Raw genomic sequence first — 18,158 nt, forward strand, 5'->3', positions numbered from 1 at the left:
TCGCTCGGCTGCGTTCCCGGCCACTCGTGTCACGGTTGGGCAGCCCGGTCCGGCGCGTGGCGCAACGCCCAAGTCACCGCCGCGTCTCGGCTCGAGTATGTACGAGGCCGTCCACGCCCACCCCGACGGTGAGAGCACGGTTGCCAGGCTCGCGAAGACCGCGGCCGACTACGGCTTCGAGGGCGTGGTGGTTCGGAATCACTCGAGCGCCCGCGCCGAGTACGACGCCGACCGGATCGCCGAGGAGTACGGGATCGACGTCGTCGAGGGAGTCGAGATCCGGGCGGACAGCCCCGAGCGGGCGAGCGGGTCGATCGGGAACTTCCGTCGCTCCCACACGATCCTCGCGGTGGAGGGCGGTTCGAACGCGCTCAACCGGTTCGCAGTCGAACAGCCGAAAGTCGACGTGCTCGCCGACCCGATGGCCGGCGGCGACGTCAACCACGTCCTCGCGAAGGCGGCCGTCGAGAACGGCGTGCGCCTCGAGTTCTCGCTCGCGCCCGTCCTCCGCCGGAGCGGCGGGCGGCGGGTTCGGGCGGTGAAGGCGTTTCGGAAGCTCCGCGAGATCGTCGACTACTACGACGCCCCCTACGTCGTGAGCGCCGACCCGCGGAGCCACCTCGAGCTTCGGGCCCCGCGAGAGCTCCGGGCGCTGGGCGACCCGCTCGGCGTCGACGGCGAGTGGATCGCCGCGGGGCTCCGGGAGTGGGGCCGGCTCGCCGAGCGCAACCGCCGGGTGCAGTCCGATTCGTTCATTGAGCCGGGGGTCGAACGTGGCAGGTATGAAAAAGAGCGTTGACGAACACGCCGCCCGCTTCGACGAGAAGGCGGCCGACTACGACGAGTCGAAACCAGACGAGTACTACGCGTGTGCGAACCTCGTGATCGAACACGCCGCCCCCGACAGCGACGACGTCGTCCTCGACCTCGGCACCGGCACCGGCGCGATCGCCCTCGCGCTCGCCCCCGGGGCGAAGCGGGTCGTCGGCAGAGACATCAGCGAGGGAATGATGGAGGAGGCGAGGGCGAAAGCCGAGGACGAAGGCCTCGAGAACGTCGAGTTCGAGCACGGCACCTTCCGCGAGCCCGCCTACGACGGCCCCGCCGACGTCGTCGTCTCGAACTTCGCGATGCACCACCTCTCGGACGCCGAAAAGCGCGAGGCGATCGACGTCATCGCGGCCCTCGAGCCCCGGAAGTTCGTCCTCGGGGACATCATGTTCTTCGGCGAGCCCGACCCCGAGGCGCCGTTTTACGGCCCGGAGGTCGACGATCCGGCAACCGTCGGCACCCTCGCAGACGCGTTCACCGACGCCGGCTTCTCGCTGACGGCCGTCGAACGGGTCCACGACCAGATCGGCGTGCTCGTCGCCGAGGCCCCGCGAAGGGGTACGGACGAGTCCGAAAAAGGCCAGTGAAGCACCTCCCGAAGCACCTCCGGCCGCGCTGGCGGTATCTCGCGGTCGGCATCGAGTGCTGGCCGGACGCCTCGATCGGCCGCCGGTCGTTCCAGCGGGCGGTCTGGTACGCGAGCCAGAACCTGCTGGGCGACCCGGGGAGCGCCGACGCCGATCTCACGGTCGTCAGGTTCGCGTTCGCCGACGGCGCCGGCGAGGCGCTGTTGAAGGTCCGACGCGGGGAGACCGACCCCGCGCGGGCGGCGATCGCCTGTATCGACGAGATCGACGGCGAACCGGTCGGTATCGCCGTCCGCGGGATCGGTGGCACGATCCGTGCCGCTGAAGAAAAGTATTTAGGACGCCGCGGGCAAGTTCCGGAAGAGAGAAACGTCGTGTTCGAGAACGAAGACCGAGTCGCTGTCGTACGGAACGGTACGGGAGACGTGCGGCTCGAAACCTCGTTCGTCGGCGCGACAGACCTCGATTACGATTTAGCGTGATACTATGCAGGGACAAGCCCAACAGCAGGCGTACGACCGTGGCATTACGATCTTCTCGCCCGACGGCCGACTCTACCAGGTGGAGTACGCCCGCGAGGCGGTCAAACGTGGCACGGCGAGCATCGGGATTCGAACCGAGGGTGGCGTCGTTCTCGCGGTCGACAAACGGATCTCCTCGCCGCTTCTCGAGGAGTCGAGCGTCGAAAAGATCCACAAGGCCGACGACCACATCGGCATCGCGAACGCGGGCCACGTCGCCGACGCCCGCCAGCTGATCGACTTCGCGCGCCGGCAGGCACAGGTCAACCACCTCCGCTACGGCGAACCGATCGGCGTCGAGAGCCTCACGAAGGAGATCACCGACCACATCCAGCAGTACACCCAGGTCGGCGGCGCGCGCCCGTTCGGCGTCGCGCTGATCGTCGGCGGGATCGAAAACGGCGAGCCGCGGCTGTTCGAGACCGACCCCTCCGGGACCCCCTACGAGTGGAAGGCTCTCGCCGTCGGCGCCGAGCGCGGCGAACTCCAGGGGTATCTCGAGGAGAACTACGACGAGGAGGCAGACCTCGATGGCGGGATCGCCCTCGCGCTCGACGCGCTGGCGTCGGTCAACGAGGGCTCGATGCTCCCCCGCGAGGTCGGGCTGGCAACCATCGACGTCGAGACCGAGCGCTTCGAACAGTTCGACGACGACCGGATCGAGGAGTACCTCGTCGAGAACGACCTGCTCGACGAGGGCGACGACGAGGACGAAACCGACGACGAGTAACGACGGTCCGTCGTCCCGGCCGTCGCAGGAAAGTTCTTTTACCCGCCCCCTGCTATCCACAGGCATGATTTCGCTCGACGAGGCGGTGACCGCGCGACTCGAGTCCCACGGTGCGCGGTTCGAAGTGTTGGTAGATCCGGACGCAGCGCTCGCAATCAAACGCGGCGAGTTCGACGGCGACCTGGAGGAGGTGATCGCCGCGGAGGACGTCTTCGACAACGCGTCGACGGGCGACCGCCCCGCGGAGAACGACCTCGAGACGGTGTTCGGCACCACCGACCCCCTCGAGATCATCCCCGAGGTGGTCGAGCGCGGCGAGATACAGATCACGGCCGAACAGCGCCGCGAGATGCAAGAACAGAAGCGCAAGCAGCTGATCAACCGGATCACGCGAAACGCGATCAATCCACAGATGGACAACGCGCCCCACCCGCCCGAGCGCATCGAGAGCGCCCTCGAGGAGGCCGGCTTCACCGTGGATCCGATGGTGCCGGTCAGCGAACAGATCGACGACGCGCTGGACGACCTCCGGCCGATCATTCCGATCCGCTTCGAGGAGGTGACCGTCGCGGTCCAGCTTCCGCCGGAGTACGCCGGCAGCGTCCAGGCGCGGGTGCGCCAGTACGGCGACCTAGAGCGCGAGGAGTGGCAGCCCGACGGCTCCTGGGTCGGCGTCGTCACGTTCCCCGCGGGGCTCCAGAACGACTTCTACGACCTGCTCAACGAGCACACGAGCGGCGAGGCCGAAACCAGGATCGTCAAGGACAAAGACGAGCTGAGTACGCGGTAGTCGGTTCTACGCGTCCGCCGCGGAGGGGTTCACTACCCCCGGCGGAAGCCGATCATGAAGCCGGCGGTGAAGCCCGCGCCAAGCGAGAGCGTCGAGATCAACGACTCGAGCCAGGTCGGGTCCGCGCGGTCGGTCGTACTGATCAGTCCCGCCGAGAGGGCGCTCCAGTCGACGATCAGGATTCCCTGGGACTCGAGGTACCGAAAGACGACGAGCTGGAGGCCGATGATCACGGCGACGAGCTTCGCGATTTTCTTCGCAGCGAACCCCATGATCCCGCCGATAACCGCGCCGCCGCCGAACTCGAGGCCGAGGGCGGTTGGATCGATCTCTACCATCGTCAGTGAGATTCGCCCAGCCAACTAAGACTGTTTTGGTAGACAGAGTTTCCGCTTATCACGGGGTGTGTCTCCGCCACGGGATTGAAGGCACCTGGCCGCGTACCGGGAGCTATGAACCGCGTCGTCTCAACGGAGGTGTCCGGCCGGCCGCAGTGAGCTGGTCGCGTACGTGACGTCCGCACTCGCGGGCGGCGGCTGTGTCCCCGGCGCCGGCGGCGCCACACAGCGACGCGTCTCGACGGCGAGCGCGCGAACCGGCCGTTGCTGTCTGTCCCACCCCTCATGAGAGCACTTATCGCAAAACGCGTCGACTCCGGTACGCCGGACACCGAAGAGATCACGGATCTCGCCCGCGCGGCGGGCTACGAGGTCGTCGGTGAGGTCACCCAGTCGCGAACGGCGGACCCCGCCCTCCAGTTCGGAGAGGGGAAGGCCGACGAACTGGCCGACAAAGCGTCGATGGCCGACGTCTCGACGGTGATATTCGACAACCGTCTCGGGCCGTACCAGATGTACAACCTCGGCCGAAAACTGCCCGAGGACGTCGAGGTGATCGACCGGTTTACGCTGATCCTCGAGATCTTCGGCCAGCGCGCCCAGACACGCAAGGCCCAGCTCCAGGTCGAACTCGCCGAACTGCGCTACGAATTGCCGCGCGCAGAGGCCAAAACAAGCCTCGCGAAGCGCGACGAACACCCCGGGTTCATGGGGCTCGGCGAGTACGACGAGAGCCGCGAACGGGACATCAAAGCCCAGATCAGCCGGATCAGGGACGAACTCGGCCAGATCGAACGGGACGAGGAACACCGCCGGGAGCGCCGGCGGGACTCCGGGTTCGACCTGGTCGCGCTCGCCGGCTACACGAACGCCGGCAAGTCGACGCTGCTTCGCCGCCTCGCGGTCGACCTCGAGGTCGAGGAGAACGAGGACCTTCACCCGGACCTCGACGCGACCGCCGAGTCCCAGGATCGGCTGTTCACCACGCTGGGAACGACCACCCGCCGCGCCGACATCGAGCCGCGGGACGTCCTCGTGACCGACACGGTCGGCTTCATCAGCGACCTGCCCCACTGGCTGGTCGAGTCGTTCAAGTCGACGCTGGACTCGGTCTACCGCGCGGATCTCGTCTTGCTGGTCGTCGACGTCAGCGAGCCGGTCGACGAGATCCACGAGAAGCTCGTCACCTGTCACGACACCCTCTACGAGCGCAACGAGGCGCCGATCGTGACGGTGCTCAACAAGATCGACCGGGTCAGCGAGACGGAACTCGAGGAGAAGCGTACCGCTCTCGCCGCCCTCGCTCCCAACCCCGTCACGGTCAGCGCCCAGGAGGGGACGAACGTGGAGGCGCTCCTCGAGCGCATCGACGCGGAACTCCCCGACTGGCGCGACGAGCGGCTGGTGTTGCCGATGACCGACGAGACGATGAGCCTCGTCTCCTGGATCCACGACAACGCTCACGTCGACGACGTCACCTACGGCGACGAGGACGTACTGGTCGCCTTCGCGGCGCGACCGGCCGTGATCGAACAGGCGCGCTCGCGTGCGAGCGAACTCAGAGCGCCGTCGGCGGAATCGGCCTGAGACGACCCTCGCGCGCTATACCCCATGCTATAAACCACCCACGCGAGTCTGTGGAGGCATGGAACGCGTCGCGATCATCGGTTCGTCGATGACCCAGTTCGGCCAGCGCGAGGGCTGGATCCGCGACCTGCTCGCGGAGGCCGGCACCGCCTGCCTCTCCGATGCGGGGGTCGAACCGGGCGACCTCAAGCACCTGTACGTATCGAACATGGCCAGCGGCGAGTTCGAGGGCCAGGGCGGGATCATGAACGCCCTCGCCCACGACCTCGGGGCGCTCCCCGCCTACACCGAACGGATCGACCAGACGAGTTCGAGCGGCGGCGCGGGCATCTACGCCGCCTGGCGGTCGATCGCGAGCGGCGCAAGCGAGCTGACGATGCTCGTCGGCGGCGAGAAGATGACCCACCGCTCGACCGCGGAGGCGACCGACGTGATCGCCTCGATCACCCACCCCTGTGAGTACAAACACGGCGTCACCCTCCCCTCCTTCGCGGGGATGACCGCGCGCCACTACTTAGAGCGCTTCGACGCGCCCCGCGAGAGCCTGGCGAAGGTGGCGGTGAAGAATCACGAAAACGGCGTCGACAACCCCCACGCCCAGTTCCGCAAGGAGGTCGACCTCGAGACGGTCCTCGAGAGTCCGATCGTCGCCGACCCGCTCAGGCTGTACGACTTCTGTCCGATCACCGACGGGAGCGCGGCACTCATGTTCTGCCCGGAATCTGTCGCACAGGAGTACACCGACGAGTACGCCGTTGTCGCGGGCGTGGCGGGCGCAACCGATACCCACGTCGTCCACGAGCGCCCCGATCCGACGGTGATGGGCGGGGTCGTCGAGAGCGGCGAGGCGGCCTACGAAATGAGTGGCTACGGCCCCGGGGAGATCGACGTGGCCGAACTCCACGACATGTTCACCATCCTCGAGTTCCTCCAGATGGAGGGGCTCGGCTTCGCCGAACAGGGCGAGGCCTGGAAGCGCGTCGAGGCCGGCGAGACGGACCGCGACGGCGAGTTGCCGATCAACACCTCCGGCGGGCTGAAGTCGAAAGGCCATCCGCTGGGCGCGAGCGGCGTCGCTCAGGGCGTCGAGATCTACGAACAGCTCGTCGGCGAGGCCGGCCCGCGGCAGGTCGACGCCGAGGTCGGCCTCTGCTGTAACGTCGGCGGCTTCGGAAACTGCGTCATCACGACGATCATGGAGGCCGCAGCATGAGCGACCGCGAGATGACCGCCTACCGGTACGGGGACGGCTCGATCGGCTACCCGGGCCATCCCCTCGGCCCGGACGGCCAGGAGCCCGTCGACACCGTCGACCTGAGCGAGTACACGGCGACGGTCGTCACCTGGACGACGAGCACGGCGACGCCGCCGGGGGTCAGGGAGCCGAACCACATCGCGATCGTGGAGTTCGACGTAGACGGCGAACCGGTGCGGGCGATCGGACAGCTCACGACCGACGAGATCGAATCCGGAGACGAGGTTCGCCCGATCTACGCCGAGGAGCTCAGAGAACCGGGCGCGGGGATCAAGATCGCCGAGAGCCAGGCGTGGGACGGGTTCCGCTTCGAGCCGGTCTGACACCGGGACCCCCAGACGGCGGCCGGGGGCGCTATCGTTCGGCGTCGCCGCTCGAGTCGTCGCCGTCTTCGGATCCGTCACTCGAGTCGTCCGAATCGTCGTTTTCGGCCCCGTCGTCCGGTTCGTCGGTTCCGTACTGATCCTTCAGCGTCTCGAGTTCGGCGTCGACGTCGACGCTCGTTTCCGGTTCGTCGTCGGGTTCTTCGAGTTCGATCGTCCTGGCCGATTCCTCCTCGCTCGCGCTCGAGTCGGCGAGTCGCTCGTCGACGTCGTCCCGGAGCCGACGCGCGTCCTCGAGGAGTTCGCGCGCGCGATCGTTTTCGGGTAGCGCCCCGTCCGAGACCGCCCGCTGGAGCGCACTCAGGGCGCCGTCGAGCTGCGTCAGCGTCGTCTGCCGGAGTTCTTCTGCGCGTGCGCGCGTGGCCTCCGAGGCGTCGTCCGCACGCTCGCGAGCGTCGTCGGCCGTGCGCGCCAGCCGGAGGCTACGCTGGAACGCCTCGAGGGCCCGGACGTTCGCCTCGAGGATCGCGATGAGCGTCGGGATCGCGACGTCGTCGGCGAACCGGAGCAGTTCCCGCGGCGTCGGCGGCCGCAGCGGGAGTCGGGGGCGGCGCTCTCGCCGGCTGGCCCGCGCTTCGAGCTCCCCCCGGAGGGCCTCGAGCGTTCGGGAGAGTTCCCGGACGGCGTCGGCGAGGTCGTCGTCTGAACGGCTCATACGTACTGTATCACCTCCTACATGAAAAACCGGCCGATTCTCGAGGTGCGACCGTCCGTTCGGCGCCCGACCGGGACCCAAGCGTTTTTGCCCTCGTCGCGCCCCTGAACGAACGTGCGAATCGAGAACAGTTTCATCCCCGTCCGGGGTGTCGGCGAAGCGACCGAGCGGCGGCTCTGGGCGAACGGGATCACCCACTGGGACGAGTTCGACGGCAGCGTCGTCGGCTCGACGCTGGCCGACCGGATCGAGACGTTCATCGACGAGGGGTGGCGCCACCTCGAGCGCGGAAACCTCGGCTACTTCGCCGCGGAGTTGCCCGCCTCGAGCCGGTGGCGGCTGTACGAGAACGCCCGCGAGGAGGCTTGCTTTCTGGACATCGAGACGACGGGCCTCGACGCGAGCTGTAACGACGTGACGACCGTCAGCGTCCACCGCGGCGGCGAGACGAAGACGTTCGTCAACGGCCGCGACCTCACCGGCGAGCGACTCCAGACCGAGTTGGACGCGGCGTCGCTGCTGGTGACGTTCAACGGCCGGCGCTTCGACGTGCCGTTTCTCGAGACCTGCTACGACGTCGACGCGACGATTCCCCACGTCGACCTCATGTACGCCTGTCGGAAGCTGGGGTTAAGTGGCGGGCTCAAGCGGATCGAACGCGACCTCGGAATCGGCCGCGACATGCCCGACATCACCGGCCGCGACGCGGTCCGTCTCTGGCACGAGTACGAACGGGGCGACGAGGCCGCACTCGAGACGCTCGTCGAGTACAACCGGGCCGACACGGCGAACCTCGAACCGCTGATGGAGACCGTTACCAGACGACTCCACGACGACGTCTTCGAGGCCGCCCGTGCGGGACGACTCGACGGGTAGGGTGGGACAACACTCCTCCGACGCGAGTGTAACCGGTCCGTTACAATGTGTCCGTCCGGCGGTCCTTCCGAACGGACAGCGCCGTCCGGACAGCCGCCGGTGGCCGACCACCGGTAACTAAGCCCGTGCACTCCGACTCGATCACCGACATGAGTGAGTTCACCTACGAAGCCGATATCGACGTCCGCCTCCGCGACGTCGATTTCATGGGACACGTCAACAACGCGGTCTACGCGACCTACCTCGAGCAGGCTCGAGAGCAGTACTTCAGGGAGGTGCTCGGGGAATCACTGGTCGACACCGACACCGTCCTGGCGAACCTCACGATCGACTACGTCAGGCCGATCCAGGCCGACCAAACCGTGACCGTCGCGCTGACCGTCCCCGAACTCGGCAACTCGAGTCTCCCGATCGAGTACGAGGTTCGAGCCGACGGCGAGCGGGTCGCGACCGCCCGAACCGTCCAGGTGATCGTCGACCGCGAGTCGGGCGAGTCGCGGCCGTTATCGGAGTCCTGGCGCGAGCGGATCGCCACACACCGGAACGAGGCCCGCAGAAGCTGATTACTCGGTTTCGATGACGGTGACGTCGCCGTCGCTCGTCACGACCATGTCGTAGCCACAGAAGGTGAACTCGACGCGACCCGGGTTGCGCGGGGTGCCGTCCTCGCGGGGGGCGAACAGCGCCTCGAGCGCCTCGGGATTGAGGACGTCGTACAATGCTTCGTACTCGGGTGGTTCGATCTCCGTCGCGTCTACACCCTCTCGTTCGGCGACAGCGTCGACGATTTCGTAGCTGAGCGACTGGTGTCGTTTCGCATCCGAACGGTCCACTGAGAGTAGCATTAGAGCACACTCTTTCCACGGGTGGTTATAAATCCTGTGACCTCCACGCACGCACGGGGACGAAATCCGGTAGATGCCTCACATATATGTTCACTACTGTATAAATTGGGCAGTGAGAACAATCTAACATTACGAGAACCAGGATACGTTAAACGTTTCAAGCACGTCGAGCACGGTTCGCAATCCAATATTGTCGACCGGCGTAGAACGTGATTATACGCAACGGTTCTGGGACGAGGTCGTCGTCCCCACCATCGCTCGGCAGAGATCGAACTCGAGCGATCGAGAAAGCCAGGGCGGGGATTTGAACCCCGGGAGTCTCGATTACAAGTCGAGTGCATGAACCACCCATGCTCCCCTGGCGCTGGCTGCTGGTTAGCCGTCCTCCCTTGAATGTGTATCGTTTTTCGCCGGCTGCTCGAGCGACCGCTCCATCGAAATGCGGTACGGCTCGTAGCCCGCCCGCCGATAGAACCGCCGCGCGGCCTCGTTGGTTGCCATCGCCTCGAGGGCTACGACGTCGGCGCCCCGCTCTGCGAGCGCGTCCTCGACCGCCGACAGCAGCGCGGACCCGATTCCACGGTCGCGGTAGGGCGGCTTCACGTAGAGGTTCGAGAGCACCCCGCGCGTCGCGTCCAGCGCGAGCGCGCCGTGCTCGAATGAGAACGAGGCGAACCCCACGACGTCGCCGTCGAGACGCGCCACGAGCAGGCCGTCGGCGAACCGGTGGCCGAGCAGCGCGTCGCGCATCGTCGCGCGGTTCGCCTCCGGGAGGACGTGGGAGCCGTAGGCCCGCTGGTCGACCGCGAGTCGGACCCAGCAGTCGACGACGGCGTCGATGTCCGCCTCGGTGGCGGGCTCAATCGTGGGCGCGGGGTTCGAGGGTGGGACCATTCTCGAGTGCAGTTACGGCGGGGAGCGGTTCGGCGGTGAGCATCCGGAGCGCCGCTCCGCCGCCGGTGCTCACGTGTGAGAATCCCTCGACGCCGAGTCGGCGGAGCGCGGAGGCGGTGTCGCCGCCGCCGACGATGCTCGTCTCGACGTCGGTCGCCGCGCCGTACAGCTCCCGCGTTCCGCGTTCGAACAGGTCGTCCTCGTAGACGCCGGCGGGACCGTTGAGGATGACCGTCTCGGCGTCGTCGAGGAGTCGCCGGTAGTACGCGAGCGTCGACGTGCCGATGTCCATTGCGGCCTCGCCCTCCCGCGGCGGGAGCGCGTTGACGCCGATCTCGTGGCGCTCGCCGTCGCGTTCGACGGCGACGTCGTGGGGGAGGGCGATCCGTTCGCCGTGGGCGTCGAGCAGGTCGGCTGCGCGGTCGATCTCGTCCCAGTAGCCCTCCTCGTAGACGAAGTCCGAACTCGCGTCACCGAGGTCGACGCCGTCGGCGATCAGGAAGACGTTGCCGACGACCCCAGCAGTGAGGACGTGATCTGCGAGCCCCTTCTCGAGGACGCTCCAGGCGACGTCGATCGAGTCGGGGACTTTCGCCCCGCCGAGGACGTACACCCGGGGTTCGGGAGTCCCCTCGATCGCGCCCAGGATCTCGAGTTCCGCTTCCATCACGCGGCCGGCGTAGCCGGGGAGCGCGGCCGGGAAGCCGACCAGCGACGGCTGGGAGCGGTGGGCGGTCGCGAACGCGTCGTTGACGTAGGCGTCGAGAACGGGCGCGAGCCCGGTGACCAGGTGGGTCCGCGCGGCCCGCTCCGGTTCGAACTCCATGTACTCCTCGCTGTAGAAGCGGGTGTTCTCGAGAACGACGCACTCGCCGTCCTCGAGGGCGGCCACGGCCTCGCGAGCGGCCTCGCCGAACGTCGCGTCGACGTAGCCGACGGGGCGCTCGAGCAGCGTCGCCAGCCGGTCGGCGTGGCGCTCGAGCGTGACGAAATCGTCGCCACCGGGGCGGCCCTGGTGGGCGAGAACGGCGACGCGGCCGCCGCGCTCGAGGAGTTCGGAGAGTGTCTCCACGTGGGCGCGGAGGCGGGCGTCGTCGGCGAGCGAGCCGCCGTCTATCGGGCTGTTGATGTCAACCCGAACGCCGACGGTCGTCCCTTCGACGTCGAGATCGTCGAGGGTGTCGATCATTACCGACCACTGCATCGGCCCTCCCGAAAGGTCTTTCCATCGATCTATCGAATCCAGTCATTCGGTGTCATACTGCGTGCTGACGGCAGAATCGCACCGGGAGATCAGACGCCCCGGCAGTCGGCACAGACGAGTTGACCGTTCGAGTCCCACAGCGAGTCGGCGAGCGAGCCACACAGCTCGCAGACCCCCTGCGTCGAGTACTCGTCGCCGCCGTTCGTGACGAGCTCGCCGCTCCGGTCGCCTTCCACACCGAGTGCGGTCAGCGGGGCCTCCGCGGGCCGGTTCGAAGACGTCACCGCCTGAAACGACCCCGCTGCGGCGATGACGTCCCGCTGGGTGAGGACACCGAGGGTGTCGTCTCCGTCCGTTACAACCAGATTGCGGATGGCTTCCTTCGTCATCAGGTCCGCCGCGTCGGTGACCGACCGGTTCGCCTCGATCGTGAGCACCGGCGCGGACATCACCGCTCCGACCGTCGTCTCCGCGGGTGACCGCTCGGCTGCAACCACGCCCAGTACGTCCCACTCGGTCATGATGCCGACCGGCTCAGACCCGCGTACCACCAGCACACAGCCGACTCGCTCGTCACGCATCAGCTGGACGGCCCCGAGGACCGTATCAGACTCGCTGACGCCGACGTATTCGGTCGTCAGTACATCCGTGACCGACAGTTCCGCTTCCATATGCGACTAGTTCCCACAGACGCTCTAAAAACTACCCCCGTCACACTTATTCGATCCCCCGTCGAAGTTTCGGGGTCGGTTTCTCCGCTCTCGCTCACCACTCGAGTTCGACGCGCGTCTCCTTCGCGCGGCCGACCTCGAGGGCGTGTTTCGCGTCCATGCCGGCGGCCTGTGCGTTTCTGGCACGGCCGACGCCGACCCGCAGCGAGACGTCGGCGTCGCTCTCGACGTGTTCGATCGCGTCCTCGTAGTCGCGCCTTTCGAGGGCCGGACAGGTCGCGATGATGTTGTCGCCGCCGACGAAGAACGAGAGGCTGTCGTGGGCCGTCCGCATGTAGCGCATGAGCGCGGCGTACCCCTGCTCGATCTCGATGAAACTGTCGTAGGCGTTGAGCTGATCCGTGTAGTTGCCGGTCGCGTCGATCACGTCGAAGTGGGCGATCTGGACGTCGTCGTCGGTTCGGTCGTCCTCGCGGATGATACGGCCGTCGAGGATCTCCGTGCGGCCCTTGTCCTGGGCGCTGCCGGCCGCCTGGACGTGTTCGGTGGCGTCGGCGAGCGCTCGAGCGGGGCTGGGGTCGGCCGCCACGCCGAGGCTGAGCGTCACGGGATACCGATTGGCGATCGACTCCTGTAAGAGCGCGTGGTCGTCGACGCCCAGGCCGTTCGTCACGGCGATCATGTTGTCGAAGCGGGTGAAGAAGACGTAGCCGTCGCGGTTGCCGATGAACTGAGAGAGGTCGGCGTACAGCCGCGACTGGAGCGTCTGGAGGTCGGCTTCGCGGCGAGGCTCCGGCGTTACGGTCCACGGGCCGTAGTTGTCGATTTGAACGAGCGTAACCTGCGTGTTCGTCACTGTACCCGAAGGTTTCGAACGCCCTCGTATAAGTGGTACGCAATCCAGATTCGAGATGCTGACCGCAGCCGAGTCAGGCCGACTTCTGCTCGGGGTTCGCACCGACCGGATGGTAGTCCCAGAATCCGCCCTCGCGCATCGCGCGGCCGACGGCCTTGTGCATATCGACGATGGTCTCGAACTCGGCCTCCTCGACGTAGTCGAAGATCTCGCGCATCGGGACGACCTTCTGGTGGTTGATCCGGATCGGGTCGTCGCCGTGGGCCGCGACGAACTCCTCGCGGGAGAGCGGGAAGTCCTCGTCCTCGTCGACCTTCTTCGCGATAACCGCCATGTCGAACTTCCGCATCCCTTCGCTCCCCTCGTCGCCGTCGGGGTCGTGTGGCCAGTCCATACGGGGTGGTGTGCGTGGGGGCCGCAAAAGGGTTACTCTCCGTCCTCGAGGGGTGATGTCCGTGTCCCTGTGGGAGATGGCGGTCTTTCGTATCCGCGCGGGCGAGGTGGTTTCTTTTCGTGTCCGTGCAGGCGAAAGTCGGTGAGGATGGGATTTGAACTACGTGAAGACGGTCGCACTCACTTCGTTCGTGCGCTGCAACTTCCCTACTTCAAATCCCACCGTTCTCGTGGTCTCGCTCACGATGCTCCTCGCTTCGCTCGTCGCGTGAGTTCGCGAGAAAACGGTGAGGATGGGATTTGAACCCATGAGGCTGAAAGCCACCTGCTTTCAAGGCAGGCGCGTTGGGCCGCTCTGCCACCTCACCTCGAGTCATCGTTCTCGAGCCGGTCAAAAAGCGTTGTCGGTCTCCCGTTCGATCGACGGTCCCTCGCCGACAGACAGCCCCAGGTCGCCGACCGCGGCGGCCGTCGCCTCACCGCCCGGCCGCCCCGCGACCCGACGCGCCTCGAGACCCGCGACGACCGACGCCAGCCCGTCGACGGTGTCGAGCCGCGGGAGCATCGGTGCGAACCCCAGCTCCAGCCCGGCCGCCTCCGCGCGACCGGCCAGCGTCGCGAGTGCCGGCGCCGCGAAGGCGTCGTCGAAGTCGATCGGCTCGCCGAAGCCGGCGAAGTACGTTCGCCCGCCGGGCGCCGGGCCGAGGACGACGTCGCGCCGACGCAGCGTCATCGCCGCACCGTCGATCTCCGTGCGCCAGACCAGCGGCGCCGTCGGCTCGAGCACGCCGACGGTCGTCGCGCCCTCCCGGTTCAACAGGTGCGAGACCGTGTTGCCGACGCGGGCCGCCCGCGTCGAACCGACCTGTCGCTCGAAGCGGACGTCTTCGAGGTCCTCGAGTGCGCTCGCGGCCAGCGCACGGACGTCGGCTTCGGGCTCGCCGCCGCCGGCAGACGCGGGAAGCGTCTCCTCGTCGCGGTAGTTCACCAGCAGGTCGCCGCCGCTCGCGTCGACGGCCCGGAGCACGTCCGCGACGGCGGCCTCGTACAGCGTGGTCGCCGCGTCGGGCTCGAGCGGCGTCTGTTCGACGAGCGACGGGAGAACGAGCCCCGGCCGCGGCGGGTCGACGGGGACGACGACGATCATGCTCGAGTCTGGGACGCCGTCGACCTTGAACGCGGCGCTTCCCGCGCGATCACTTCCCGAGGACCGAGAGCGCGAGCGTCGCGGCGCCGGCCCCGCCGGTCAGCCCCAGCGCGAACCAGAGCCCGCCGAGGAGGGCGGAGCCGCCCCCGCTGGCCACCAGGGTGACGACGCCACCCAGGAAGGCACAGCAGATCGTGAGCCAGTCGCCGGCGTCGAGGGTCACGGCTGACGGGTCGGGCGCCACGACCATAACCTCCTCGCCCGCGCAGTATCGTCGAACGAACTAAGTCGCTCGCAGGGCTCGACTCGAGTATGATCGAACGAACGCTGACCGGCGTGCTCGGCACGCTGGTGATCGTCAGTATGGCCACCGTCGGCGTCTGGGCGCTCGTCGCGAACTACGTCCTCGAGTCGCCGGGCGCGCTCTTTCTCCCGTCGCTCGCGACGCTGATCGTCACGTCCGTCGTCGTCTTCGGGCTGTTCGCTCTCGGCGCTCGTTCCGACCGGTGGTTACAGAACCCCTACTGGTGAGCGGCGAGCCGGCAGCGACGTCGCCCTACCGCTTCCGTCGCCCCTTCGTCTGACGGTAATCCGACGCCATCAGCGCCGCGAACCCCTCGACCCACGCCTGGGTCTGCTCGTCCGTCTGCTCGAGCGGGTCGATCATCGGGACGAGTTCGAAGCCGCGACCGCGGATCGCCCTCGCGTGGCAGTCGGGAAGCGAGAGGTCCGCTGCGGGAGTCGTCGTGTACTCTTCGCCGATCTCGGTCAGCGCGCGCTCGCCGATCGGAACGATGATCTCGGGGTTGATCATCCGAATCTCGGCGTTGAGAAACGGCTCGCAGCTGTCGACCTCCTGGTCGGTCGGCGCTCGGTCGGGGTCGCGACACCGAGTGAGGTTCGTGAGGTAGACGTTGACGAGCTCCGGCCGCTCGAGATCCGAGGTCGCGTCACAGAGGCCGAGGCGCTGGAGGATGCGCTGGAACGCCGCCGCGCGGTCGTCGCCGGCGAACGGGACGCCGACCCGATCGGCGCCCGCGCTCGGCGCCTCCCCTACGAACAGGAAGTCCGCGCCGACGTCGCCGTAGCCGTGGACGACCTGCGATCGAGTCTCACAGAGGGCCGGGCAGTTCCGACAGTTCTCGTCCATGCCGAACGGGTTCGCGCGGGTCTGCTGGTTCGCGTCCACAGGCGTTCCTCGAGGCACGGCTACTAAAACGGCGCGCTCTCGAGGGGATCGCGCTCAGTCTCCCGGCGCGACGGCCCGTCCGTTCTGGGCCGGGGTGACTCGCCGCTCGAGTGCCAGTACGCCCGCGCCCAGGCAGAGGCAGCTGACGATCAGCGCCGGCCACAGCAGCGCGTCGATCCCGTAGTCGAAGAAGACGCCGCCGATCACGGGACCGATGCCGAAGCCGAGTCGCTTGGCGATCTCGAGCACCGACAGCTGTGCGCCGCGGGAGTCGACGGGACCGACGTCGCTCGCCAGCGCGGTGATCAGCGGCGCGTGGAGGATCTCGCCGAGCGTTCGCAGGACGAGAAACGCCCCGATGAGGCCGACGCCCAGCGCCCACGGCGCGCCGTAGGAAAGGGCGACGGCGACGAAGCTCGCGGTCCAGAACCCCGCCGAGAGCACCAGTCCGCGGGTGCGCCGCCAGTTCGTGATCCGGGCGACGATCGGCAGCTGGAGGGTGACGATCACGAGCGGGTTGAGCACGAACAGCGTTCCCAACTGTTCGCTCGTGAGGTCGAACGTCGCCTCCGCGTGGACGGGGATCGTCGAGTTCATCTGGGAGTAGGCGATCGCGAAGCCGACGTTCAACAGCGCCAGTGCGAGGATCGTCGGGTTGGTGACCGACCGCTGCCACTGCCGGAGGTTGTCGCGGATCGAGGGCCGTTCGAACGCCCGGTCGACGGTTTCCTCGAATCCGTCCGCTGCGGGTGATTTCGGCAGCGCGAACAGTAGAATCGCGGCTACGAGGCCGCTCGTCGCCCCGTTGGCGACGAAGACGCCCGCCTGGCTGACGGCGTAGATGAAACCCCCGAGAACGAAGCCGACGCCGAAGCCCGCGTTGCTCGCGACCTTGAGAAGGGCGTAGGCCCGGTCCCGCGCGTCGTCGTCCGTGAGGTCCGCGATCATCGCCTGACTCGCCGGGGTGAACAGCCCCATCACGAGCCCCGCGCTCGAGGCGACGACGACGAACTGCCCGGCCGTGGTGACGAGCGCGTAGGCGGCGAGCGCGGGCGCCGCAAGCGCCATGCTCGAGACCATCACCGGTCGCCGTCCGTACCGGTCCGCGAGGAAGCCGCCGACGAGGGTGCCGAGCGCGAGGCCGACGCTGTTGGCGAACAGGCCGATTCCGACGAGGGTGAACGCGATCCCCATCTCGCGGTAGAAGTAGAGGGTGGCGAAGGGGTAGACGAGTCCGGAGCCGAGGACGTTGACGAACCGTGCGCTAGCGACCACCCAGACGCCCCGATCGAACCCCCGGACGCTTTCGAACCGATACACGATCGAACGTCGAAAGGCGGGTGCAAAGTCGCTTCGAAACCGCATCCGGGACGCTCTCGGACTCGAGCGATCTCGAGGCGATAGTTGCTGAAAAACCGTACCGTGCGCGGATCAGCGACGGTCTTCGACCGCCCCGTCGACGGGCGCCCCGCTCGAGCGCCCGATCTCGCGGCGGAACGTCGTGGACGGCTCCCTGCGGGAGTACTCCGCGACCGCGACGAACGCGATCGCCCAGAGGATGGCTGCGATCCCCCAGATCTCGCCCGTCGAGCCGGCTTGAGCGGGGAACCCGACCGACAGCAGTCCGTAGTAGGCAGCCGGCAGGGCGGCGAACCACGCGGCGAGGCGCCAGCCGACGAACCCGAGCGCGGCGAAGAGGCCGTACGCCAGCGGAGCGATCGCGAGGCCGGCCATCATCACGTAGTGGCCGTCGAGCGCGTGCGGGTCGACCGCGCTCGAGGACAGTCCCCACTGTCCCACGGCGAACGCGAGCAGGGGGACCGCGGCGACGGCGACGAGCGCGAGCATCGCCGGGCTGTAGGAGTCGCCCCGGCGGAGCAGCCCCCGTCCCGCCGGGTGGGCGACGAGGGCGATGCTCGTAACCGCGAGGAAGGGGAGGACCTCCTCGGGGCGTCCGACGCCGAAGGCGACGGTGCCCGCGCTGACGACGGCGATGATCAGGAACGCCCCCCACATCGACGCGACGCGCGTCTTCGGCCGATACGCCTGCGCGAACAGTCCGAGCAAGAACGCACCCACGACGGTGGCGATCCCCATCACGTGGAGTCGGTGGATGCCGAGTTCGGCCCCGACGCCGGCGGTCCACCCGGTCACGAGCAGTGCGAGCAGGTCGGGCAGAAACAGCACCGTCATCGCGGCGGCCAGCAGGAGCGAGAGGTAGAACGCGCCCAGCCGGACGGTCGCGATCGACGACCGCCGCTTTCTCTCCCGCTCGAGTCCCGTTCCGGTGTACTCCGAATCTCTGACAGTCGTTCCCATAGTGATTCACGACTAGTACACCGCCGACGGAGATAAACATATTCTAAATGACATGATTGCATGAATATCAATTCCACAGTTATTATG

Annotated in this window: 24 protein-coding genes and 2 tRNA genes; 11 read left to right on the forward strand and 15 right to left on the reverse strand. The window is 67.5% G+C overall.

The window, feature by feature from the left end:
- The first annotated feature begins 97 nt into the window (after positions 1–97).
- From NMQ11_RS08730 to NMQ11_RS08750, 5 genes are all read left to right on the forward strand, one after another.
- Complete coding sequence (locus tag NMQ11_RS08730; RefSeq protein ID WP_255167262.1) at positions 98–799, forward strand: RNase P subunit p30 family protein; 702 nt, start codon at positions 98–100, stop codon at positions 797–799.
- A complete protein-coding gene (locus tag NMQ11_RS08735) occupies positions 783–1,418 on the forward strand; it encodes a class I SAM-dependent methyltransferase (RefSeq protein ID WP_255167263.1) in 636 nt (211 codons plus the stop codon). The genes NMQ11_RS08730 and NMQ11_RS08735 overlap by 17 nt, the downstream gene beginning before the upstream one ends.
- On the forward strand, positions 1,415–1,900 hold the full coding sequence (locus tag NMQ11_RS08740) for an Rpp14/Pop5 family protein (protein ID WP_255167265.1): 486 nt from the start codon (positions 1,415–1,417) through the stop codon (positions 1,898–1,900). The genes NMQ11_RS08735 and NMQ11_RS08740 overlap by 4 nt, the downstream gene beginning before the upstream one ends.
- Positions 1,901–1,904: 4 nt before the next feature.
- Positions 1,905–2,669 (forward strand): archaeal proteasome endopeptidase complex subunit alpha, encoded by a 765-nt coding sequence (gene psmA / locus NMQ11_RS08745; RefSeq protein ID WP_255167266.1) that lies wholly within the window; start codon positions 1,905–1,907, stop codon positions 2,667–2,669.
- 64 nt (positions 2,670–2,733) lie between these two features.
- Positions 2,734–3,459: a ribosome assembly factor SBDS gene (locus tag NMQ11_RS08750; RefSeq protein ID WP_255167267.1), complete on the forward strand. Its 726-nt coding sequence runs from the start codon at positions 2,734–2,736 to the stop codon at positions 3,457–3,459.
- A 32-nt stretch (positions 3,460–3,491) separates the two neighbouring features.
- Here the strand turns inward: NMQ11_RS08750 and NMQ11_RS08755 are convergent, their stop codons facing one another.
- Complete coding sequence (locus NMQ11_RS08755) at positions 3,492–3,797, reverse strand: FUN14 domain-containing protein (protein WP_255167269.1); 306 nt, start codon at positions 3,795–3,797, stop codon at positions 3,492–3,494.
- Positions 3,798–4,082: 285 nt separating this feature from the next.
- Here NMQ11_RS08755 and hflX point away from each other — a divergent pair, with 285 nt between their 5' ends.
- Genes hflX through NMQ11_RS08770 form a run of 3 tightly spaced genes read left to right on the forward strand, consistent with a single transcriptional unit; the run spans position 4,083 to position 6,962 of the window.
- On the forward strand, positions 4,083–5,384 hold the full coding sequence (gene hflX, locus NMQ11_RS08760; RefSeq protein ID WP_255167271.1) for a GTPase HflX: 1,302 nt from the start codon (positions 4,083–4,085) through the stop codon (positions 5,382–5,384).
- A gap of 58 nt (positions 5,385–5,442) precedes the next feature.
- Positions 5,443–6,597, forward strand: coding sequence for a thiolase family protein (locus NMQ11_RS08765; protein WP_255167272.1), 1,155 nt, complete (start codon positions 5,443–5,445; stop codon positions 6,595–6,597).
- A complete protein-coding gene (locus NMQ11_RS08770) occupies positions 6,594–6,962 on the forward strand; it encodes an OB-fold domain-containing protein (RefSeq protein ID WP_255167273.1) in 369 nt (122 codons plus the stop codon). The genes NMQ11_RS08765 and NMQ11_RS08770 overlap by 4 nt, the downstream gene beginning before the upstream one ends.
- Before the next feature lie 31 nt (positions 6,963–6,993).
- Here NMQ11_RS08770 and NMQ11_RS08775 read toward each other — a convergent pair whose 3' ends face one another.
- Positions 6,994–7,677 (reverse strand): DUF7547 family protein, encoded by a 684-nt coding sequence (locus NMQ11_RS08775; protein ID WP_255167275.1) that lies wholly within the window; start codon positions 7,675–7,677, stop codon positions 6,994–6,996.
- Between the two features lie 114 nt (positions 7,678–7,791).
- Here NMQ11_RS08775 and NMQ11_RS08780 point away from each other — a divergent pair, with 114 nt between their 5' ends.
- Entirely contained in the window at positions 7,792–8,553 is a 762-nt protein-coding gene (locus NMQ11_RS08780) for a ribonuclease H-like domain-containing protein (protein ID WP_255167279.1), read from the forward strand.
- 149 nt (positions 8,554–8,702) lie between these two features.
- Complete coding sequence (locus NMQ11_RS08785; protein WP_255167281.1) at positions 8,703–9,116, forward strand: acyl-CoA thioesterase; 414 nt, start codon at positions 8,703–8,705, stop codon at positions 9,114–9,116.
- Here NMQ11_RS08785 and ddfA read toward each other — a convergent pair whose 3' ends face one another.
- From ddfA to NMQ11_RS08835, 10 genes are all read right to left on the reverse strand, one after another.
- On the reverse strand, positions 9,117–9,398 hold the full coding sequence (gene ddfA, locus NMQ11_RS08790; RefSeq protein WP_255167282.1) for a DdfA family disk-determining factor: 282 nt from the start codon (positions 9,396–9,398) through the stop codon (positions 9,117–9,119).
- A 289-nt stretch (positions 9,399–9,687) separates the two neighbouring features.
- A tRNA-Thr gene (locus NMQ11_RS08795) sits at positions 9,688–9,761 on the reverse strand.
- A 12-nt stretch (positions 9,762–9,773) separates the two neighbouring features.
- Positions 9,774–10,292 carry a GNAT family N-acetyltransferase gene (locus NMQ11_RS08800; protein ID WP_255167283.1) on the reverse strand — a complete coding sequence of 173 codons (519 nt, stop codon included), beginning with the start codon at positions 10,290–10,292 and terminating at the stop codon, positions 9,774–9,776.
- On the reverse strand, positions 10,258–11,481 hold the full coding sequence (locus NMQ11_RS08805; protein WP_255167285.1) for a phosphoglycerate kinase: 1,224 nt from the start codon (positions 11,479–11,481) through the stop codon (positions 10,258–10,260). The genes NMQ11_RS08800 and NMQ11_RS08805 overlap by 35 nt, the downstream gene beginning before the upstream one ends.
- A 104-nt stretch (positions 11,482–11,585) precedes the next feature.
- The gene (locus NMQ11_RS08810) at positions 11,586–12,167 is read right to left on the reverse strand and encodes a CBS domain-containing protein (protein ID WP_255167287.1); all 582 of its coding nucleotides are present in this window, start codon (positions 12,165–12,167) and stop codon (positions 11,586–11,588) included.
- Positions 12,168–12,261: 94 nt separating this feature from the next.
- On the reverse strand, positions 12,262–13,023 hold the full coding sequence (locus tag NMQ11_RS08815) for a GTP cyclohydrolase III (protein ID WP_255167289.1): 762 nt from the start codon (positions 13,021–13,023) through the stop codon (positions 12,262–12,264).
- Positions 13,024–13,096: 73 nt separating this feature from the next.
- Positions 13,097–13,417 (reverse strand): DUF5785 family protein, encoded by a 321-nt coding sequence (locus tag NMQ11_RS08820; protein ID WP_255167290.1) that lies wholly within the window; start codon positions 13,415–13,417, stop codon positions 13,097–13,099.
- Positions 13,418–13,662: 245 nt separating this feature from the next.
- Positions 13,663–13,784: transfer RNA gene (locus NMQ11_RS08825), tRNA-Ser, on the reverse strand.
- Positions 13,785–13,807: 23 nt separating this feature from the next.
- Positions 13,808–14,563: a hypothetical protein gene (locus tag NMQ11_RS08830; protein WP_255167291.1), complete on the reverse strand. Its 756-nt coding sequence runs from the start codon at positions 14,561–14,563 to the stop codon at positions 13,808–13,810.
- A gap of 49 nt (positions 14,564–14,612) precedes the next feature.
- The gene (locus NMQ11_RS08835) at positions 14,613–14,786 is read right to left on the reverse strand and encodes a hypothetical protein (protein WP_255167292.1); all 174 of its coding nucleotides are present in this window, start codon (positions 14,784–14,786) and stop codon (positions 14,613–14,615) included.
- 89 nt (positions 14,787–14,875) lie between these two features.
- Between NMQ11_RS08835 and NMQ11_RS08840 the strand changes: the two genes are divergently transcribed.
- Positions 14,876–15,094, forward strand: coding sequence for a hypothetical protein (locus NMQ11_RS08840; protein ID WP_255167294.1), 219 nt, complete (start codon positions 14,876–14,878; stop codon positions 15,092–15,094).
- 25 nt (positions 15,095–15,119) lie between these two features.
- Here the strand turns inward: NMQ11_RS08840 and NMQ11_RS08845 are convergent, their stop codons facing one another.
- The 3 genes from NMQ11_RS08845 to NMQ11_RS08855 all read right to left on the reverse strand — a co-directional run bounded on the left by NMQ11_RS08845 (position 15,120) and on the right by NMQ11_RS08855 (position 18,071).
- Positions 15,120–15,752 carry a uracil-DNA glycosylase gene (locus NMQ11_RS08845; protein ID WP_255167296.1) on the reverse strand — a complete coding sequence of 211 codons (633 nt, stop codon included), beginning with the start codon at positions 15,750–15,752 and terminating at the stop codon, positions 15,120–15,122.
- Positions 15,753–15,806: 54 nt separating this feature from the next.
- Positions 15,807–17,072 carry an MFS transporter gene (locus NMQ11_RS08850; RefSeq protein ID WP_255167297.1) on the reverse strand — a complete coding sequence of 422 codons (1,266 nt, stop codon included), beginning with the start codon at positions 17,070–17,072 and terminating at the stop codon, positions 15,807–15,809.
- A 111-nt stretch (positions 17,073–17,183) separates the two neighbouring features.
- Entirely contained in the window at positions 17,184–18,071 is an 888-nt protein-coding gene (locus NMQ11_RS08855; protein ID WP_255167299.1) for a hypothetical protein, read from the reverse strand.
- Positions 18,072–18,158: the final 87 nt, after the last annotated feature.

This window comes from Natrononativus amylolyticus (assembly GCF_024362525.1).
GTDB classification, from domain to species: domain Archaea; phylum Halobacteriota; class Halobacteria; order Halobacteriales; family Natrialbaceae; genus Natrononativus; species Natrononativus amylolyticus.